We start from the raw sequence: 17,147 nt of genomic DNA, 5'->3' as shown, positions 1-17,147 counted from the left end.
GTGTTATCCCCCGCTTCTGGGCAGGTTACCTACGTGTTACTCACCCGTCCGCCGCTCATCGGTAAACCATCGTCAATCGGATGCAAGCATCTTCAATCAGTTGGGCCGATGCGCTCGACTTGCATGTATTAGGCACGCCGCCAGCGTTCATCCTGAGCCAGGATCAAACTCTCGATTTAAAATCTTAAGTCGATTAGACTCGTAAAAATTACTAGCGAATTGACATTCGCAAATGTTTTGCTCTTGCGTCTAGCAAGAAGCCCTACACATTTGATTTGTCGAAACTTTGTTCAGTTTTCAAAGATCTACTTTTTGGTTACAAACAACTATTTAATTTTATCATTTTAAATCAATTAAGTCAACAACTTTTTTCGATTTATTGATTAAACATTTGTTTGAAACAACTTTATTAGTATATCTATTAAGGAATTAATTGTCAACAACTTTTTTATCTTATTTCAAATCGTTAACCTGTTACCTCAACAGCGATTACTATCATACCAACTTAGCAAAATTACGTCAACACTTTTTTGAAATTTATTTCTTCAATAGCTTTTTCCTTCAAAATTGTTTATGGAATCCTTTTTAAGCAGCTATTATCCATATGTCCTTTACCACTCTTCCTTAAAATATTTCTTTTACAATAATTCTTTCTTGTTTACATTCGTATCATACAAGCCCAGGCAATTAGTCTATTAGTCATCTTAAGATCTTTGTATTCTTGTTTTGTTTATCTACTATGCTACATGTTCAGCTATAACTAAAAAACAATATACAAAAAAACAGCCACTTCCCATTATCACAGGAACTAGCTGTTTTTTGCTTAAGGTTATATCGTAACCCTACTACTTTTAATTTATTTCAATTCTGGCGCATCCGTGCTATACAGATCAACCGTAGACTTGTCATTATTCTTGTAAAGCAAGCTTGATTTCTTATCTTTTTGAGCTTGCTTTAGTTGTGCCATTGACTTGGTATAGTTATAAGTTATATCTTGCTTATTAACGTTCTTAAAGTTTGACGGAGTATAGAAGCGCAGCAAATCACCAGTAATGACCTTATCTGATAGATCTAATGAAGATGTCACATACTCTTGGTCTTGATCAATGATGCTCTTTTCCTTCTTATTCAGTTTATCCGTCACTTTTTCACCTTTGTTATTATATACAGTACTTCCTACCTTCGTATACTGTGGGCTAGTAAAATCACCATTTCTAAATGCCACAACCTGTCTTCTATTAGTAGCTAACAAGTCTTGCCCAAATTGAATGGTATCTGTGTTCTTAATCCCCATCAAATCTAACAATGTTGGCATAACATCTATTTCGCCACCATATGTGTGATTAATTCCACCTTGTAACCCATTCATATGAATCATAAATGGAACCTTTTGGAAGTTTACCAAATCATAGTCAGTTACCTTATCCTTCCCTAGTAACTGTGCAATCGCCTTCTTATGGTTATTAGAGATTCCGTAGTGGTCACCGTACATCACAATCATTGAATTGTCATATAAACCTGTCTTCTTCAAATAGGATATAAATTCTCCAAACGCTTGGTCTAAATAATGAGCCGTTTGAACATACCCATCGACAGTATTATCCCCGGTTGTAGTCTTAGGAAAATCTTGATTCTGCTTATCAATTTGATAAGGGTAATGATTAGTTACAGTAATAATCTTGGCATAGAAAGGTTGTGGCAACTGTTCAATGTACTGTGCCGCTTGTTTCAAGAAGATTTTATCTTTCAATCCGTAACCTACACTGTAATCTGCTTTATCTTTGTAGAATTCTTTGTCAAAGAAGTACTGATATCCCCATGACTTATAAGTGTTATTTCGATTCCAAAAACTTCCTACGTCCCCATGGAACGAAGCGGTTGTATAACCACGTTGACTTAACATCGCTGGCAATGCCTGGAATGTGTTATCAGTCCCATATGTAGAAGTTACTGAACCTGATGGCAATCCATATAATGAATTTTCTAACATTGTTTCAGCATCAGACGTCTTCCCTTGTCCAACCTGGTTAAAGAAATTGTCAAACGACAAAGTGTTCTGGTTATGATAAAAACTATTAATATTAGGAGTAACTTCTTTACCTTCCACCTTGTAGTCAATCAAGAATTGTTGGAAGCTTTCCAAGTGGAAAATAAAGACATTTTTCCCTTTTGCCTTACCAAAATATTGAATATTATCTTCTGTCCGGTTTTTATTAATAAATTTGAGAACCTTGTCCATATCGCTACTAGAAGCGTGCGCGCGTGTTTCATTTTGTTTGTGTGTTTGGTAGGCATTATAACCAGCATAAAAGTTCAAACCTAAGTACTTCACGATGTAATTATTGTCGAAAGTCCGCGTTAATAACTGTGACCGGTCTTTTTCTGCAGCCGTTAAGTTCAATCCAAACAATACAACTGATAACACCGTGATTACCGCTGGCACGCGATATTTAACAGGTGAATAATCAACCTTGATTAGCTTGAAAATTAATAATAGTGCAAAAACTATTACATCGACAAAAACCAGGAAATCCGTTCCGTGAAGAATTTCACTAATACTGAGGCCTAGATTATTAGACACTGTACCAGATGTTTTGATTATTCCTAAGGATAGGAAGTCTGAAAATTCCCGATAGTACAAAATGTTAGCAAACATCCATAAACTACAAATGAAATCTAAAACCAACAATAGCCAATAGGATTTCTTGCCTTTGAAATACAAAGCAATACCCAAAATTAATAATGCAAATGGCAACGGATTAATAAAAGCCAGTACCATCTGGTAGGTACTTGCAATTCCTAGATTGAATTTAGTTATATATACCAAGTAGGTCTTAATCCAAAAAACAAATAACACTAGCGTAAAGAACCCAAATCTAGTGTTTAACTTTGCATATAGTTTCTTCAAAAAGTTATTCATCACACAACCTCTAATATAATATATCCTTTTTTATTCTAGATTATAGCTAACTTTTATTAGTATCTACATAATATATACCATTCTTCACTAATAATTAACATTTTTTACTCACTATTCGCTTGTGTAGGCTGAAGCAACAATGCAATCATCCCACTAAACATAGCTAAATAATATGTTATTACCCGCCATAAAATCATCGCTAAAATCAATTTACTATTTGTATGAACAAATGTTGTGAAAATCATTGAAAAGCTGTATTCAGCGCCGCCGGTCCCCCCGGGGATTGGAAATAACGATATCACCATCACAATCAGAACATGCATCGTCATTACTATTACCAAATCTACATGCTCAACATTTAATGCCAACAAAATAAAATATGGGATAACATAGTAAAACATCAGTTGCCCAACTGTTATCAAGCACATCTTGAGCAAAAGTCGCCAATCTTTTTTTAACTGCTGCCCTTCATGATAAAAACTGTCAATCTTATGAAGTAAACCTAAGCTCCACTTTTTGTAGAGGTCTTTTCTTATCCACTTTATTGGTTTTAAAAGTAATAGGCTCATGTTTTTGGTAAACGAATACCAATACATCACCATTAACAAGCCCAAAATGACTGCAAAATGAACCAAAAAACCCATCAATACTAGCCAAGATAAGGTATGCAGTTTATCAGCAATTAAATGAAAACCTAAAAAAAGACAGAGAATAAAATTAACCACAATCATCGCCTGGTAAACAACAAATTTCATCAACAGGCTAGAAGCGGCCCGTCCCCCATCAACACCTGATTGTAACAGGATAAACAGTTGTGCCGGTTGTCCCCCAGAAGCAAACGGAGTAATCCCATTAAATAGTTGCTCAACCAATGGAACTCGGATGGCTTCACGCATTGAAAAAGCAACTCCTTGACGCCGAATCAATACTTTTACCACCCAAGCTTCCAGAACTAACGAGATAACCATACATAGGCATGCTATTGCTAACCAGCCCCAGTTCATATGGAGAAAGTCATTAGCGATAACTGCAAACGACACATTGCGAACTGAATACCAAAAGATTCCCAATCCCAGCAAAACCATTATTGCTAAGACGACTTTGTTTCTTTTTGTCATCTCATTCACCTCTTGGCAACGTCGTTATAGTAGCGATACCATATCTTTGCTAGCCTATCTTCCGAGTAAAAATGTGCTGCCCGCTTAGCTTTTTCTTGTAATTCTTTTAAATACTGTGGCTCAGTACTATATTGAAGAATTTTTGCTTCCATTTCTTCTACATCTTGTGCTGGTTCATAATAACCAGCAATTACAGAATGATATAAGGTTAGTTCCCGTACCATTACGGGCGTTTGACAACTAAAAGCTTCCAAGATACTCATTGGAAATAGTTCATTGTATGAAGGAAGTAAAAATAAGTCTGCAACGTTATAATATGCGGCCATCTCATTTCGATCTACAATGCCAGGAAAAAGAAGGTTAGCTGGCGGATTATCAACTACGTGTTTTAACTGTTCATAGCCATCGGTTATCTTACCAAATGAGAATCCTCCCACCCAAATAAATTGAATTTGGGGTAAGCGGCGGGCTAATTCAATAAAATCAAAAACTCCTTTACGTTCTTGAATTTGTCCCACCCCAACAACTACAAACCTTTCTGGCGGGACTCCTAGACTCCGCTTAAAAGCGCTAACTCTTGCTTGATCTTGATGATAAAAAGTCGCCTGTGACACAAAGTTAGGAATATATGTGATCTTTTCTTTTTTTATCCCATATGCTTCTAGTTTAGGGATGAATGAAGGATTAACTACCACTAGTTGATCCATTCGCTTATAGAAAGAAATTAAATACTTATCAAAAATCTTACTAGCAAAAAAAGGTAGCTTAAGACTACCTTTCAATGTTTCTGGTAAGAAATGCACATATCCCACCTTACATCCCCGCCCTGGGAGAAAGGTTGATAAGTAATAGGGAAAATTGACGGTATGGTAGTGGCTTACCTGTGCTTTGGTTAACTTATTGATAGTAATTTCCATTTCTTCAGGAAAATGCTTTTTAAGCATCTGAATCAACTCAATATAAGCACTACCGACTCCCTGCCCCTTGACTTTGGTAGCAGCGGAATACATAGCTATCTTTAACATTACTGTTATCCCTCACTTAAATTAGCTAATTTGGTCTGGTTCCTTACCAGCTATATGTTTTTCATAAAAAAGCATACTGTCATCATAGAAGTCAACAATAGCTTCTCCAAAACGTGTAGCTGAAATAGCATGCAATTTATCTTTTCGATAAGATGAAGCAAAATATTCTTTATCATATGCTAAGTATTGATAAATATCAGCAACCAACTCATCAGGCTGTGCAAATGTTTTACCGAGTGTTGGATCATCTAACAATTGATCGGTGTAAGGACTGTGTGTAGCCAAGACAGGTAACCCAGAAGCTAATGCTTCAATATATGTTAGCCCTTGTGACTCTGAGACAGATGTTGATACAAATAAATCAGCCATCTGATAGTAATATGCAACATCATCATTATTAATTTCACCTGTGAAAATCACTTGATCAGCAATTTTCAATTTTGCAACCTGATCTTCTAACATTTGACGCGCGGGACCATCGCCAACTATCACTAACCTTGCATCAGTAATCCTTTGAAAAACTTGCGGCATTATCGCTATCAGTTTATCAATATCTTTTTCAAAAGCTAATCTACTTAACGTCAATAATACCGGTTGGTTCGGCTGTAAACCTAATTTAACCCGCAGTTCTTGAGTATTGTGTTTTTTACTAAAACGAGCAATATCTACCCCCGTAGGAATCACACTAATTGGAGCAGTTATCCCGTACCGTGTTAATGTATTTAATACCCGTTCGCTTGGAGCAACAATTCCACTCATATTTTGACAGAAACTACGCGACATTTGCTTAACATGCACTGGTCGCAATAATTTACCTTTAGCAACATAATGTAAATAATCTTCATACATTGTATGGTAGGTATGGACGCATGGAATTTTAAGGTTTTTTGCTACAAACTTACCAATCAACCCCAAAGAGAATTCTGTTTGTGTATGAACAATATCCAGATTCAATTCACGAGCCACTTGCAGAGCTTGAAAAACACCCCGTACAGCGATCCTACGATCAGTAAACGAAATAAATGGCACACTACTAAACCGGAAGATATTTGGCTCATAGACATTTTTCTCTACATTTGGATCTGTTGTCGTAAAAACATATACAGTGTGTCCCAAACGTTCTAGTTGGCGTCGCAAAGTTTTAATTGAAGTTGCAACTCCACTAACTTGTGGATAGTAAGTATCTGTAAATATTCCGATATTCACGTCTATCCTCCTCACTGTAATCAGTCATTTTTCATTATATTGGTTTGGAAAACTTATTGCAATCTTTTCCCTTTTCTGCCGTGATTCTTAAAATAAAATAAAAAGACCACGATTAAAAAATCGTGATCTGTGTAAATACCTATAAATGAACTATTACTTTGTATATTCTTCTACCAAAGCAACTACTTCATCACTAGTTTCACATTCATTAACAGCCTTATCGGCTAACTCTTGCATCTTAGCGGAGTCTAGCTTCTTGAGCAGACTTCTAGTCTTTAAGATAGAAGTTGCACTCATTGAAAATTCATCAAGTCCCAAACCTAAGAGCACAGGTACGGCCACCTGGTCACCAGCCATTTCCCCACACATGCCAGTCCACTTACCTTCAGCATGTGATGCTTCGATAGTGTTCTTAATCATCCGCAAAATGGAAGGGTTATATGGTTGATAAAGGTAGGATACTCGTTCGTTCCCACGATCAGCAGCCATTGAGTAACCAATCAAGTCATTAGTCCCAATACTGAAGAAATCAACATACTTAGCTAATTTGTCAGCAATCATTGCTGCTGCTGGAATTTCCATCATCATCCCGACTTCAATATTGTCTGATACAGGCACACCATCAGCCACTAACTTAGCCTTTTCTTCTTCAAAAATTGCCTTGGCTTGCTTGAATTCTTGGACAGTAGCGATCATTGGGAACATAATTGCTAACTTACCATAGTGAGATGCCCGCAATAATGCCCGCAATTGTGTCCGGAAAATATCTTGCCGATCAAGAGAAATCCGAATAGCACGATATCCTAAGAATGGATTTTGTTCAGCAGGTAAAGGTAAATATGGTAATTCCTTATCCCCACCAATGTCCATTGTCCGAACGACAACTTGCTTACCATTCATGCCTTCAACCGCAGCCTTGTAAGCTTGGAACTGTTCTTCTTCAGATGGAAGTTCGTCTGAGTTCATATATAAGAATTCAGAACGGAATAAACCAACTGCTTCAGCACCATTATCATTGGCACCTTGAACATCATCAGGTGTACCAATGTTAGCACCTAAGATAACTTGTTTACCATCTGCAGTAGTAGAAGCAGCATTCTTAAGCTTCTTCCATTCCGCTTTTTGTTCAGCAAATGCTTTGGCTTTAGCCTGATATTCAGCTACTTCTTCTGCAGTTGGATCAATTAAAGCTTCCCCATTAATCCCATCCAGAATCAAAGTAGTTCCTTCAGCAATATCAGTTGTAGCAGAACCTGAACCAACAACAGCTGGGATTTCTAATGTCCGTGACATAATTGCTGAGTGTGAAGTCCGTCCCCCAATATCAGTAATAAAACCCTTAACATAGCGCCGGTCTAATTGGGCTGTGTCAGATGGAGTTAAGTCATGAGAAACAATGATAACTTCTTCATCAATCAATGCTGGGTTAGGGATAGTTACCCCTAATAAGTGGGCCATCACCCGCTTAGTAACGTCACGGATATCTCCCGCACGTTCTTGCATATAAGCATTATCAGTCATCGCTTCGAACATAGAGATAAACATATCTGTTACGTTCTTCAGTGCTGTTTCAGCATTAACAAGGTCGTTTTTAATTTGGTCATTAATTTGACCAAACAATTCAGGGTCAGAAAGAATTGTTAAGTGTGCTTCGAACACTTGAGCTTCTTCTTCCCCAAGATTTTCAGTTGCCTTTTGCTTGATAACTTCCAACTCTTTCTTAGAAGCTTCAACCGCAGCAGCTAAACGATTGATTTCTGCATCTGCGTCTTCAATCGTCTTTTTAGAAAATGACAAGTCGGGCTGAACCAGCATATATGCCTTGGCAGTAGCGATCCCATCGCTAGCTGCGATCCCTTTAAGTACCTTGGTCATTATTCTGCAAGTCCTTCCTTAGTCATTGTTTCAGTGATAGCAGCGATTGCTTCTGCTTCGTCATCACCTTCAGCAGTGATTTCAACATCAGCATTTTGACCAACACCTAAGGACATAACACCCATGATAGACTTCAAGTTAACTGACTTACCGTTGTAAGTTAAGTTAATGTCTGAGTTAAAACCACTAGCAGCTTGAACTAATAAAGTAGCTGGACGTGCGTGGATACCTGTTTCTGCAATAACGTGAAATTCTTTCTTTTCCATAATTAATCATTCTCCTTTGTATGGGTAAATTTAGTACGGACACCAGATTGAATATGACTCAACCCGTAATCCTGCTAGAAAAATGTTATCATGGAAATGGTTTCATTACAAGTTTTTGTTATTAAAAACTCTCGGTGTACCAAGTCCTATTTTACCTACTATCTATGCTTTCGACTTATCTTGATAACGTCGATAAGTTGCTCCTCCTCCTCGCTTAGCAGTTCCAACAATTCCCTTTCGAAACTGAAATGACATATAAATAGGTTGAAAATCCATAAATTCATCTCGTTCAATTTCTAGTTTACTAATTTTTCCGTTATATAAATCGGTTAATAATTGTTGATAATCTTTAGTCATTAATAACACCCCTTTTTCTCGAGTATAGCATTCAAAATCATAATTCTTGAATTTTATATATGGACTTGTATAATAATAGCCAAAGGTCAATTTTGGTCAAACAAAATTTGGTAACCTAGTTTTTAATTAATGAAAGGTTGTGAATTTATAGTGCTATGTCAAAATTGCCATATGAATCCGGCAACTATCCATTTGTCCCGTATGATTAATGGACGACGGAAAACCATTGATATTTGTGAAAATTGCTACCGTAAAATTCAAGGAGAGAGCCTTAGCGATCCATTTGGATTTGCATTTGGTGGTAATGATTTTGATGATCTTTTCCGAGCTATGGAAGGACAACAAATGAATCAGCGCCGCGGACAAGTTCCTCCTCGTAGTCAAAGTGGCACGGGTAATAATGGAAGAAATAATGGTAACTCTTTATTAGCTCAATTTGGAGTTGACCTAACTCAAGAAGCTAAAGATGGTAAGATTGATCCCGTTATTGGCCGTGATAAGGAGATTGCTCGCATCATCGAGATCTTAAATCGGCGTACAAAGAATAATCCTGTTCTTATCGGTGAAGCAGGTGTAGGTAAAACAGCCGTAGTCGAAGGCTTAGCTCAAAAGATCGTTGATGGTGATGTGCCACAAAAATTACTTGATAAAAAGGTAATCCGTTTAGATGTAGTTTCTCTGGTTCAGGGAACAGGAATTAGGGGACAGTTCGAGCAACGAATGCAACAATTAATGACAGAATTACGTCAAGCAAAGGATATAATTTTATTCATTGATGAAATCCACGAAATCGTTGGTGCTGGCTCTGCAGAAGGCGGAATGGATGCGGGGAATGTTTTAAAACCTGCATTAGCTCGGGGAGAACTTCAACTTATTGGGGCTACTACCCTCAATGAATATCGGCGTATCGAAAAAGACTCTGCACTCGCGCGACGCTTCCAACCAGTAAATGTTAGCGAACCTAGTCAAGAAGAAACTTTACAGATCTTGAAGGGAATTCAGACAAAATATGAGGGATTCCACCACGTTAAATATACAGATGATGCTCTTCAAGCAGCAGTATCTCTTTCTGCACGCTATATTCAAGACCGCTTCTTACCAGACAAGGCTATTGACTTGCTAGATGAAGCAGGTTCACGCAAAAACTTGACAATTCACGCCCTAGATCCACGGGTAATTGACGAGAAAATTACTAATGCTGACGCTAAAAAGCAAAAAGCTCTTCAAGACGAAGATTACGAAATGGCTGCTTATTATCGGGATCAAGTTAACAAGTTTGAAAAGATGAAGGAAAACAATACTAGCGATGATCAGGCACCGACAGTAACCGAACAGGATATGCAAAAAATTGTCGAAGAAAAGACAAACATTCCAGTTGGTGAGCTAAAAGCTAAAGAAAAAGAACAGTTACGTGATTTAGCTAAGTCATTGAAAGCTCACGTTATTGGTCAAGACGAAGCTGTGGCTAAGGTTGCCCGCGCAATCAGACGAAACCGCATTGGTTTTAATAAGTCTGGTCGTCCAATTGGCTCCTTCCTCTTTGTCGGGCCAACTGGGGTCGGTAAAACCGAAACAGCTAAACAATTAGCCCGGGAACTCTTTGGTAATGAAGATGCAATGATTCGGTTTGACATGTCTGAATACATGGAAAAGCACTCCGTTTCAAAGTTGATCGGGTCCCCTCCAGGATATGTTGGTTATGAAGAAGCTGGACAGCTAACCGAGCAAGTACGGCGCCATCCATATAGCCTAGTTTTACTGGACGAAGTTGAAAAAGCTCACCCTGATGTTATGCATATGTTCCTTCAAATTCTCGATGATGGTCGCTTGACTGACTCTCAAGGACGAACTGTTTCTTTTAAAGACACCATCATCATCATGACAAGTAATGCTGGCTCAGGAGATTCCGTTGTTAACGTTGGCTTTGGTGCTAATGCAGCCGGCAAATCTAATTCTATTATGGACAAATTAACCAAATACTTTAAACCGGAATTCCTTAATCGTTTTGATGACATCATTGAATTCAATGCTTTATCTAAGCAAGACTTGATGTCTATCGTAACATTGATGCTGGATGATGTTAACCAAATGTTAGCTCAACAAGGACTTTCCATCCATGTAACTAAACCAGTTGCGGAAAAGTTGGTTGACCTTGGTTATGATCCAAAAATGGGGGCACGGCCATTGCGTCGTGTTATCCAAGAGCAAATTGAGGATAAGGTTGCAGATTTCTACCTTGACCACCAAGATGTAACTAATTTTGTGGCCAACATGGATCAAGATGAAATTAAAATTTCATCTAAAAAAGAAGTCACTGCTGACTAATTTGAATCTACCATTGTAAAAATATCCTGCTAAACCACTTTAGAAGAGGTGTGAACACCAATTCTAAAGTGGTTTTTATTTTGGCGTAGTGTCTACAACCGTATATGCTATAATTAAGAAATATGGAGGTGAGATCATTGTCTATTTGGAAGAACGTTTCAAAATTTGCCCGTTTATTTAGTAATAATAAAACAGCACTATTTCCGCAGCATTCACGGCGACGTAAAAGACAGCGACGTCGGCAACAGTGGCAACAACCACCAAAGCGAAAAGTGCCAACCACAATTGACGTTTTACCAACTACTAATACCACAAATGAGGATATCCCTTTAATGCCATCGGCTGATAAAACCAATGTTGCCAGTGTACAATCGGCTGATGAAAAAGCTGCACAACTTATCATCATTTATCAGGATCAAAAGCATCAGGCGTTAGCTGATCCGCAGATTATCTCTGGTCAAATTGGGGATGCTACTAATATTAAATTTCGTCAGTTTGCTGGCTATACTCTTAATAAAATCGTGGGATATACGGCAAATTTTGTTCATCACAAAGCAATTTTAACTCTCACCTATGAAAAGCACGATGGCGGAATAATTTGGCAATTTAGCCGTAACTACGATAATTACCGTTTGTTGACTAAACCACAATTCCTCAGAGGAAAACTAGGTAAGCCGTATTCATTGGCTATTCCCCAAATACCCAATTATGTCTTTCTTAAGGCTAATGGCAAATTGAAAGGACAGTTCACTGAAAAACAACAAACTGTCACTTACTTTTTCCGACGGGCTGATTGGGTTGATGTCACGACTGTCTCTCATTTGTTACGAATGGAGAGCTATGTCACTTGTTATGATGATATTGGTGGTAATGCCCTAACAACCCCCTTGGCCAAGGACTCTGTTTGGCAAACCTTCTTATCAGTTAAAATGGCCGATCGTAGCCTATGGCACAACATCGGCGGAAACATCTGGATCAAGGAAACGGCGGATATCACATATATCCATCCATATGATATGAAGCCAGAGCTTCCTTTATTACCCGTTCAGGAAGTCGACCTTTACGCGACAATTGATTTTATTGCTGGTAAAGAGTTGCTGCTGTTCAATAGTCCCTTTGGGAAGAAAAGCAGTAGTATAAAAAATAATGAACAGGTTCGTATTACCCGATTTATTCATCTTGAGGGTATCAACTGGTTCTATGTTGCAAATGAAGGGTGGACGACTGAGTATTATTTACATTTTCAATAGGTCACAAAAAAAGTCGAGAGAGATGTTAGCTTATAGCATCTCTCTCGACTTTTTTATAACTTTGCAGTTAATTTAACATCTGGATACTTGTCTTGGAACCAACGTTCAGCAAATTCATTTTCAAATAAGAAGAGTGGCTGATCTTGACGATCTTTAACCAGTAAATTACGTGATGATGACATTTTTTCGTCTAATTGATCAGGTGCAATCCACCGCGCAATCTTGTGTCCCATTGGCGCCATCTCTACTTCAGAATTGTATTCATTTTGCATTCTGAATTTAAAAACTTCAAACTGCAGTTGTCCTACAGCACCTAAAATATAATCATTTGTGCTGTAACTCCGATAAAGCTGAATAGCTCCCTCTTGAACTAGCTGATTGATTCCCTTATGGAAAGATTTCTGCTTCATAACATTTTTAGCTGTTACCCGGACAAACAATTCTGGTGTAAATTGGGGTAACTTTTCAAATTTTCGCGCTTCTTTCCCCGCATAAATCGTATCCCCAATCTGGAAATTTCCAGTATCATACAAACCAATAATATCTCCTGCTACTGCAGTCTCTAACGTTTCTCGCGTATCTGCCATAAATTGGGTTGAATTAGACAACCGTAATGCTTTGCCAGTCCGTTCTAAAGTAACATCCATTCCACGTTCAAATTCACCAGAACAGATCCGTACAAATGCAATCCGATCCCGGTGACGTGGGTTCATGTTCGCCTGAATCTTAAAAATGAAACCAGAGAATTCCTCGTTGTTAGGTGCAACCTCTTTCCCATCTTCCATTTTGTGGGGCGAAGGAGCTGGAGCAAACTGCAAGTAAGCATCCAAGAAAGTCTTAACCCCAAAATTTGTCAACGCAGATCCAAAGAAAACCGGGGTTAATTCACCCTGAGCAATCTTCTCCTCATCGAATTGACTTCCCGCTTCCTTAACCAATTCTACTTCATCTAGAACTTGTTGGTATAAGCTATCTTCTTTAAGAGGGTGGTCGCCAATAATTTCACCATTATCATCCAATTGCAGGTATTCTTGTTCCTTATCTTCGCGCTGATGGAGTTCAATGCGGTTATTATAGATATCATATAGGCCCTTGAGACCCTTACCCATACCAATTGGCCAGTTCATTGCGTAGGACTCGATCCCCAAAACTTCTTCTAATTCCGCGCATAAATCCAAAGGTTCACGCCCATCACGATCCAACTTGTTGAAGAAAGTAAAAATTGGAATTCCTCGCATCTTGCAGACCTTGAATAATTTTTTAGTTTGAGGCTCGATCCCTTTAGCAGAGTCAATTACCATCACAGCAGAGTCAACAGCCATTAAAGTTCGATAGGTATCTTCAGAAAAATCTTCGTGCCCTGGTGTGTCTAAAATGTTAATTCTCTTACCAGCATAATCGAATTGCATCACAGAACTGGTAACCGAAATACCACGTTTCTTTTCGATTTCCATCCAGTCTGATTTAGCAAAATTACCAGTTTTCCGAGCTTTAACAGTCCCGGCTTGGCGTACAACTCCACCAAATAATAATAATTGTTCTGTAATCGTTGTTTTACCCGCGTCAGGGTGTGAAATAATTGCAAACGTCCGTCTTTTAGCGACAGATGCTTCTAATTGTTTTTTATCCATAATTTCCTCTCTTTAATTATTAATAATTCACTTTATAAAAGTTATTCAGCCGGCACCTTTAAAACATCACCAACATGGATCATGTCATCTGAGCCAATGTTGTTCAATTGGCGAATCTTGTCAGCAGTAGTATTGTACTTTTCGGCAATTGAGCCAACAGTATCACCCTCTTGAACAGAGATAGTTTGTGTCTTTTCATCCTTAGCAGAGGATTCGCTAGCTGCCTTACTTTCACTCGCTGCTTTAGCCTTACTTTCACTTTCAGCTTTGGCTTTACTTTCGCTTGCTGCCTTAGCCTTGCTTTCACTTTCGGCTTTAGCTTTACTTTCGCTTGCTGCCTTAGCAACACTTAGGCTGCTTGCTGTCTTTTGACTATTCTTTTTACTGGAGGCAACATATGCACTTGAATTCTTATCTTGAGCATTGTGCTGTGCTGAAATTGCCCAGCCAGTTCCAATCCCTACAACCAAAATGGCCAAAAGCAATACTAGGTACTGCCATTTAAAAGTAGTTTTGCTTGGCGCTGGTTGTCCATTATTGGATTTAAACGCTTCAATTGGGTCACTACCACGATCTTCAAAGAATGCGCGCCGCATCTTCTTTTCATCTTTACGGCTCACACCATTTTGAAACTGTTCATTTTTGAATTCTTCATAAAGCTTTTGGACATCAAAATCAACCTGACGTTCCTGTCCCCGCGCAAGAAAATCAGTTTGAGCTAAAACATCTTGTGAATTAAACCAGCTGTTGGCTAATTCATACTGTTGAACCACTGCAGCCGTTTCCCCATAATCTTGAGCAGCACCAAACTGCAACCATAAGGCCCGATCACACAGATTTTCAATTACAACCGCCCGATTATCGCTAACAATAAATGTCTTCCCAGCACGCTTTAACTCTTGAATACGGCGAACAACTTTAGTGTAGTAAGGCAAATCAAGTTTGGACATCACTTCATCGATCACAACAATTTGCGGATCAATTTCTAAGGCCATTGCTAACACCAGCCGTGCCTGCAAACCAGAAGAATAACTCGACACTTTTTCATAGGCCCAATTCCCTAATTCAGCAAAATCCAAGACATTACTAATAATATGTTCACGCTTATATGAATCAATATCTGACTTGGCAACAGCTTGCTTAATGTTTTCCAGTCCTGACAAATCCGGGTTATACCCCGTTTCCATCCCAACATAAGTAACTGGGGCTTCATGCGTAACAAAACCTGTAGTCTGCACTCTTTGTCCCGCAATGATCTCCAAAAGTGTATGCTTTCCAGAACCATTACTACCAACTAACCCCAGGGCTTCACCAGCATCGACACTGAATGATATTCCCATCAAAGGCCACCATGTATGTTCCTCATTGTCAGACTGATATGTTGCTTTTTTTGTTATATATTTTAATTCTATTTTTTTCATTGTAAAAATCACCATGTTAATTATACAGTATAGATTTTTGTTTTAAATACCCGATCACTAATATTTAATCAAATTGCAGTTGTGTTTGAAATATATTATCATTTGAAGTGGTACATCTACAATTTAAAATGTTTTGATAAAGATAGAAACAATCTACATGAAAAAGTTATTCATTAAATACCGTGGTTTTATTTCCTATACTTTTTATGGTACTTTGGCCAGCCTGATTAATCTGCTGGTTTTTCATATTCTCGCAGAAAATTGCCATATTTATTATTTGATTGCTAATGTTGTTGCGTACATCATAGCGATTATTTTTACCTTTATTACTAATAAATACTACGTCTTCCATAGCAGCTTTGATTCATGGCAAAAATTTATTCATGAATTCGTTACGTTTATCAACGTCCGTTTATTTTCTTTCGGACTTGATATGGGCTTAATGGTTTTAGGAATTCATTTTATTCCCCACCATCCTGACCTAGTTAAATTCATTGACCAAGTATTAGTTGGAATCCTTAATTACTACTTTAGTAAATGGTTTATCTTTAGAACAACCGATCGTTGGCTTTGGAATAAGGCGCGGTGGTCTAAAAAATCAGCTTCTCATAACCATAATAAAAATAAACACAAGAGCGGAATCTAGGTCTTCTGGATTCCGCTCTTGTGTTTTGTCCATAGAAGTAAAAACTTAATCTAATTCAGCTTTTCCTTCGCGTTCCATCAATAAAGCAATTTCATCTTTAATATCTTTACCATCATAAAGCACATGATAAATCGCTTCAGTAATTGGCATTTCAATATTTTTTTGTTCTGCTAATTCATATGCAGCCTTGCAAGTATTAACCCCTTCGATAACCATTCCCATGTTATCAATGACTTCTTGCAAGCCTTTACCTTGTCCTAATTGGTTACCGGCACGCCAGTTCCGTGAGTGGACACTAGTACATGTCACGATCAAATCACCAACCCCAGACAAGCCGATAAATGTCAGTGGATCTGCACCAAAAGCAATCCCTAATCGACTAATCTCAGCAAGCCCCCGTGTCATTAAAGCTGCCTTAGCATCATCTCCGTACCCGAGACCGTGCAAAGCACCAGCTCCAATAGCAATAATATTCTTGAAAGCTGCCCCCATCTCTACACCAACAATATCTGTATTAGTATAGATCCGTAAATAATTGTTCATGAATAGGTTCTGCACCGTCTTAGCATTTTCAATATCATCACTAGCAGCTGTAATTAAAGTGATATCTTTTTTAGCAACTTCTTCCGCATGACTTGGTCCAGAAAGAACAACTAGTCCGGAACGTAAGTCGGCAGGAATTTCTTCAGCAATAACTTCTGAAATACGTTTGTGGCTGCCTAGTTCCAAACCCTTACTTGCATGGATAACTAGTGGGCGCGTATTTATGTCCCGCAATACTTCCGCCAATTGCTTAGCAACTAACCGGGTAACATTAGTTGGGACAACAAACAGGACTGCAGCTGCATCCTTCACCGCATCCCGCATATCAGTTGTCGCAACTAATGCTTCGGGATAAGTGAAATCATGAATGTAATGCTCGTTAGTGTGTTTCTCATTCAATTCTTGAGCTTGCGGTTCACTATTAGTATAGAGCTTAACATCATGGCCATTTTCAACTAAAACATTGGCCAAAATGCTCCCCCATGAACCTGCACCCAAAACTGCAATTTTTTGTTTCATAAAATGACATTCCTCATTCAAATAATTTTTTAAACCTACTTTTTA

The 17,147-nt window shown here is 38.2% G+C and carries 13 protein-coding genes and 1 rRNA gene; 3 read left to right on the top strand and 11 right to left on the bottom strand.

The window, feature by feature from the left end; all coding sequences use genetic code 11:
- The 8 genes from G541_RS0106290 to G541_RS0106255 all read right to left on the bottom strand — a co-directional run.
- Positions 1-179, bottom strand: a 16S ribosomal RNA gene (locus G541_RS0106290); the annotation flags it as partial.
- A gap of 677 nt (positions 180-856) precedes the next feature.
- Positions 857-2,920 carry an LTA synthase family protein gene (locus G541_RS0106285; RefSeq protein ID WP_027826886.1) on the bottom strand — a complete coding sequence of 688 codons (2,064 nt, stop codon included), beginning with the start codon at positions 2,918-2,920 and terminating at the stop codon, positions 857-859.
- 104 nt (positions 2,921-3,024) lie between these two features.
- Entirely contained in the window at positions 3,025-4,038 is a 1,014-nt protein-coding gene (locus G541_RS0106280) for a lysylphosphatidylglycerol synthase transmembrane domain-containing protein (RefSeq protein WP_027826885.1), read from the bottom strand.
- A 5-nt stretch (positions 4,039-4,043) separates the two neighbouring features.
- The gene (locus G541_RS0106275; RefSeq protein WP_027826884.1) at positions 4,044-5,063 is read right to left on the bottom strand and encodes a glycosyltransferase family 4 protein; all 1,020 of its coding nucleotides are present in this window, start codon (positions 5,061-5,063) and stop codon (positions 4,044-4,046) included.
- Between the two features lie 21 nt (positions 5,064-5,084).
- Positions 5,085-6,269 (bottom strand): glycosyltransferase family 4 protein, encoded by a 1,185-nt coding sequence (locus G541_RS0106270; protein ID WP_027826883.1) that lies wholly within the window; start codon positions 6,267-6,269, stop codon positions 5,085-5,087.
- A 153-nt stretch (positions 6,270-6,422) separates the two neighbouring features.
- Entirely contained in the window at positions 6,423-8,144 is a 1,722-nt protein-coding gene (gene ptsP, locus G541_RS0106265; protein WP_027826882.1) for a phosphoenolpyruvate--protein phosphotransferase, read from the bottom strand.
- Positions 8,144-8,410 carry a phosphocarrier protein HPr gene (locus G541_RS0106260; protein ID WP_009554010.1) on the bottom strand — a complete coding sequence of 89 codons (267 nt, stop codon included), beginning with the start codon at positions 8,408-8,410 and terminating at the stop codon, positions 8,144-8,146. The genes ptsP and G541_RS0106260 overlap by 1 nt, the downstream gene beginning before the upstream one ends.
- Before the next feature lie 162 nt (positions 8,411-8,572).
- On the bottom strand, positions 8,573-8,767 hold the full coding sequence (locus G541_RS0106255; protein WP_027826881.1) for a hypothetical protein: 195 nt from the start codon (positions 8,765-8,767) through the stop codon (positions 8,573-8,575).
- Between the two features lie 150 nt (positions 8,768-8,917).
- Between G541_RS0106255 and G541_RS0106250 the strand changes: the two genes are divergently transcribed.
- Positions 8,918-11,092 carry an ATP-dependent Clp protease ATP-binding subunit gene (locus G541_RS0106250; protein WP_027826880.1) on the top strand — a complete coding sequence of 725 codons (2,175 nt, stop codon included), beginning with the start codon at positions 8,918-8,920 and terminating at the stop codon, positions 11,090-11,092.
- 137 nt (positions 11,093-11,229) lie between these two features.
- Entirely contained in the window at positions 11,230-12,342 is a 1,113-nt protein-coding gene (locus G541_RS0106245; RefSeq protein ID WP_027826879.1) for a MucBP domain-containing protein, read from the top strand.
- A gap of 53 nt (positions 12,343-12,395) precedes the next feature.
- On the opposite strand, the gene G541_RS0106240 is transcribed toward G541_RS0106245, so the two are convergent.
- Entirely contained in the window at positions 12,396-13,973 is a 1,578-nt protein-coding gene (locus tag G541_RS0106240) for a peptide chain release factor 3 (protein ID WP_027826878.1), read from the bottom strand.
- 41 nt (positions 13,974-14,014) lie between these two features.
- Positions 14,015-15,394, bottom strand: a complete 1,380-nt coding sequence (locus G541_RS0106235) for an ATP-binding cassette domain-containing protein (protein WP_027826877.1) — start codon at positions 15,392-15,394, stop codon at positions 14,015-14,017.
- Positions 15,395-15,551: 157 nt separating this feature from the next.
- On the opposite strand from G541_RS0106235, the gene G541_RS0106230 reads away from it, so the two are divergent.
- The gene (locus tag G541_RS0106230) at positions 15,552-16,040 is read left to right on the top strand and encodes a GtrA family protein (RefSeq protein ID WP_027826876.1); all 489 of its coding nucleotides are present in this window, start codon (positions 15,552-15,554) and stop codon (positions 16,038-16,040) included.
- 45 nt (positions 16,041-16,085) lie between these two features.
- Here G541_RS0106230 and G541_RS0106225 read toward each other — a convergent pair whose 3' ends face one another.
- Positions 16,086-17,102 (bottom strand): NAD(P)H-dependent glycerol-3-phosphate dehydrogenase, encoded by a 1,017-nt coding sequence (locus G541_RS0106225; protein WP_009554017.1) that lies wholly within the window; start codon positions 17,100-17,102, stop codon positions 16,086-16,088.
- Between the last annotated feature and the right edge of the window lie 45 nt (positions 17,103-17,147).

The sequence above is a fragment of the Ligilactobacillus saerimneri DSM 16049 genome, assembly GCF_000423265.1.
Classification (GTDB): Bacteria; Bacillota; Bacilli; order Lactobacillales; family Lactobacillaceae; genus Ligilactobacillus; species Ligilactobacillus saerimneri.
Note: the sequence above shows the minus strand (reverse complement) of the source record. Positions and strands in the feature narration are given on the sequence as shown.

Excerpts from the sequence above, each read along its gene's own strand:
- G541_RS0106285 (WP_027826886.1), bottom strand. The coding sequence starts at position 2,920 with ATGAATAACTTTTTGAAGAAACTATATGCAAAGTTAAACACTAGATTT.
- G541_RS0106280 (WP_027826885.1), bottom strand. The coding sequence starts at position 4,038 with ATGACAAAAAGAAACAAAGTCGTCTTAGCAATAATGGTTTTGCTGGGA.
- G541_RS0106275 (WP_027826884.1), bottom strand. The coding sequence starts at position 5,063 with ATGTTAAAGATAGCTATGTATTCCGCTGCTACCAAAGTCAAGGGGCAG.
- ptsP (WP_027826882.1), bottom strand. The coding sequence starts at position 8,144 with ATGACCAAGGTACTTAAAGGGATCGCAGCTAGCGATGGGATCGCTACT.
- G541_RS0106260 (WP_009554010.1), bottom strand. The coding sequence starts at position 8,410 with ATGGAAAAGAAAGAATTTCACGTTATTGCAGAAACAGGTATCCACGCA.
- G541_RS0106255 (WP_027826881.1), bottom strand. The coding sequence starts at position 8,767 with ATGACTAAAGATTATCAACAATTATTAACCGATTTATATAACGGAAAA.
- G541_RS0106240 (WP_027826878.1), bottom strand. The coding sequence starts at position 13,973 with ATGGATAAAAAACAATTAGAAGCATCTGTCGCTAAAAGACGGACGTTT.
- G541_RS0106235 (WP_027826877.1), bottom strand. The coding sequence starts at position 15,394 with ATGAAAAAAATAGAATTAAAATATATAACAAAAAAAGCAACATATCAG.
- G541_RS0106230 (WP_027826876.1), top strand. The coding sequence starts at position 15,552 with ATGAAAAAGTTATTCATTAAATACCGTGGTTTTATTTCCTATACTTTT.
- G541_RS0106225 (WP_009554017.1), bottom strand. The coding sequence starts at position 17,102 with ATGAAACAAAAAATTGCAGTTTTGGGTGCAGGTTCATGGGGGAGCATT.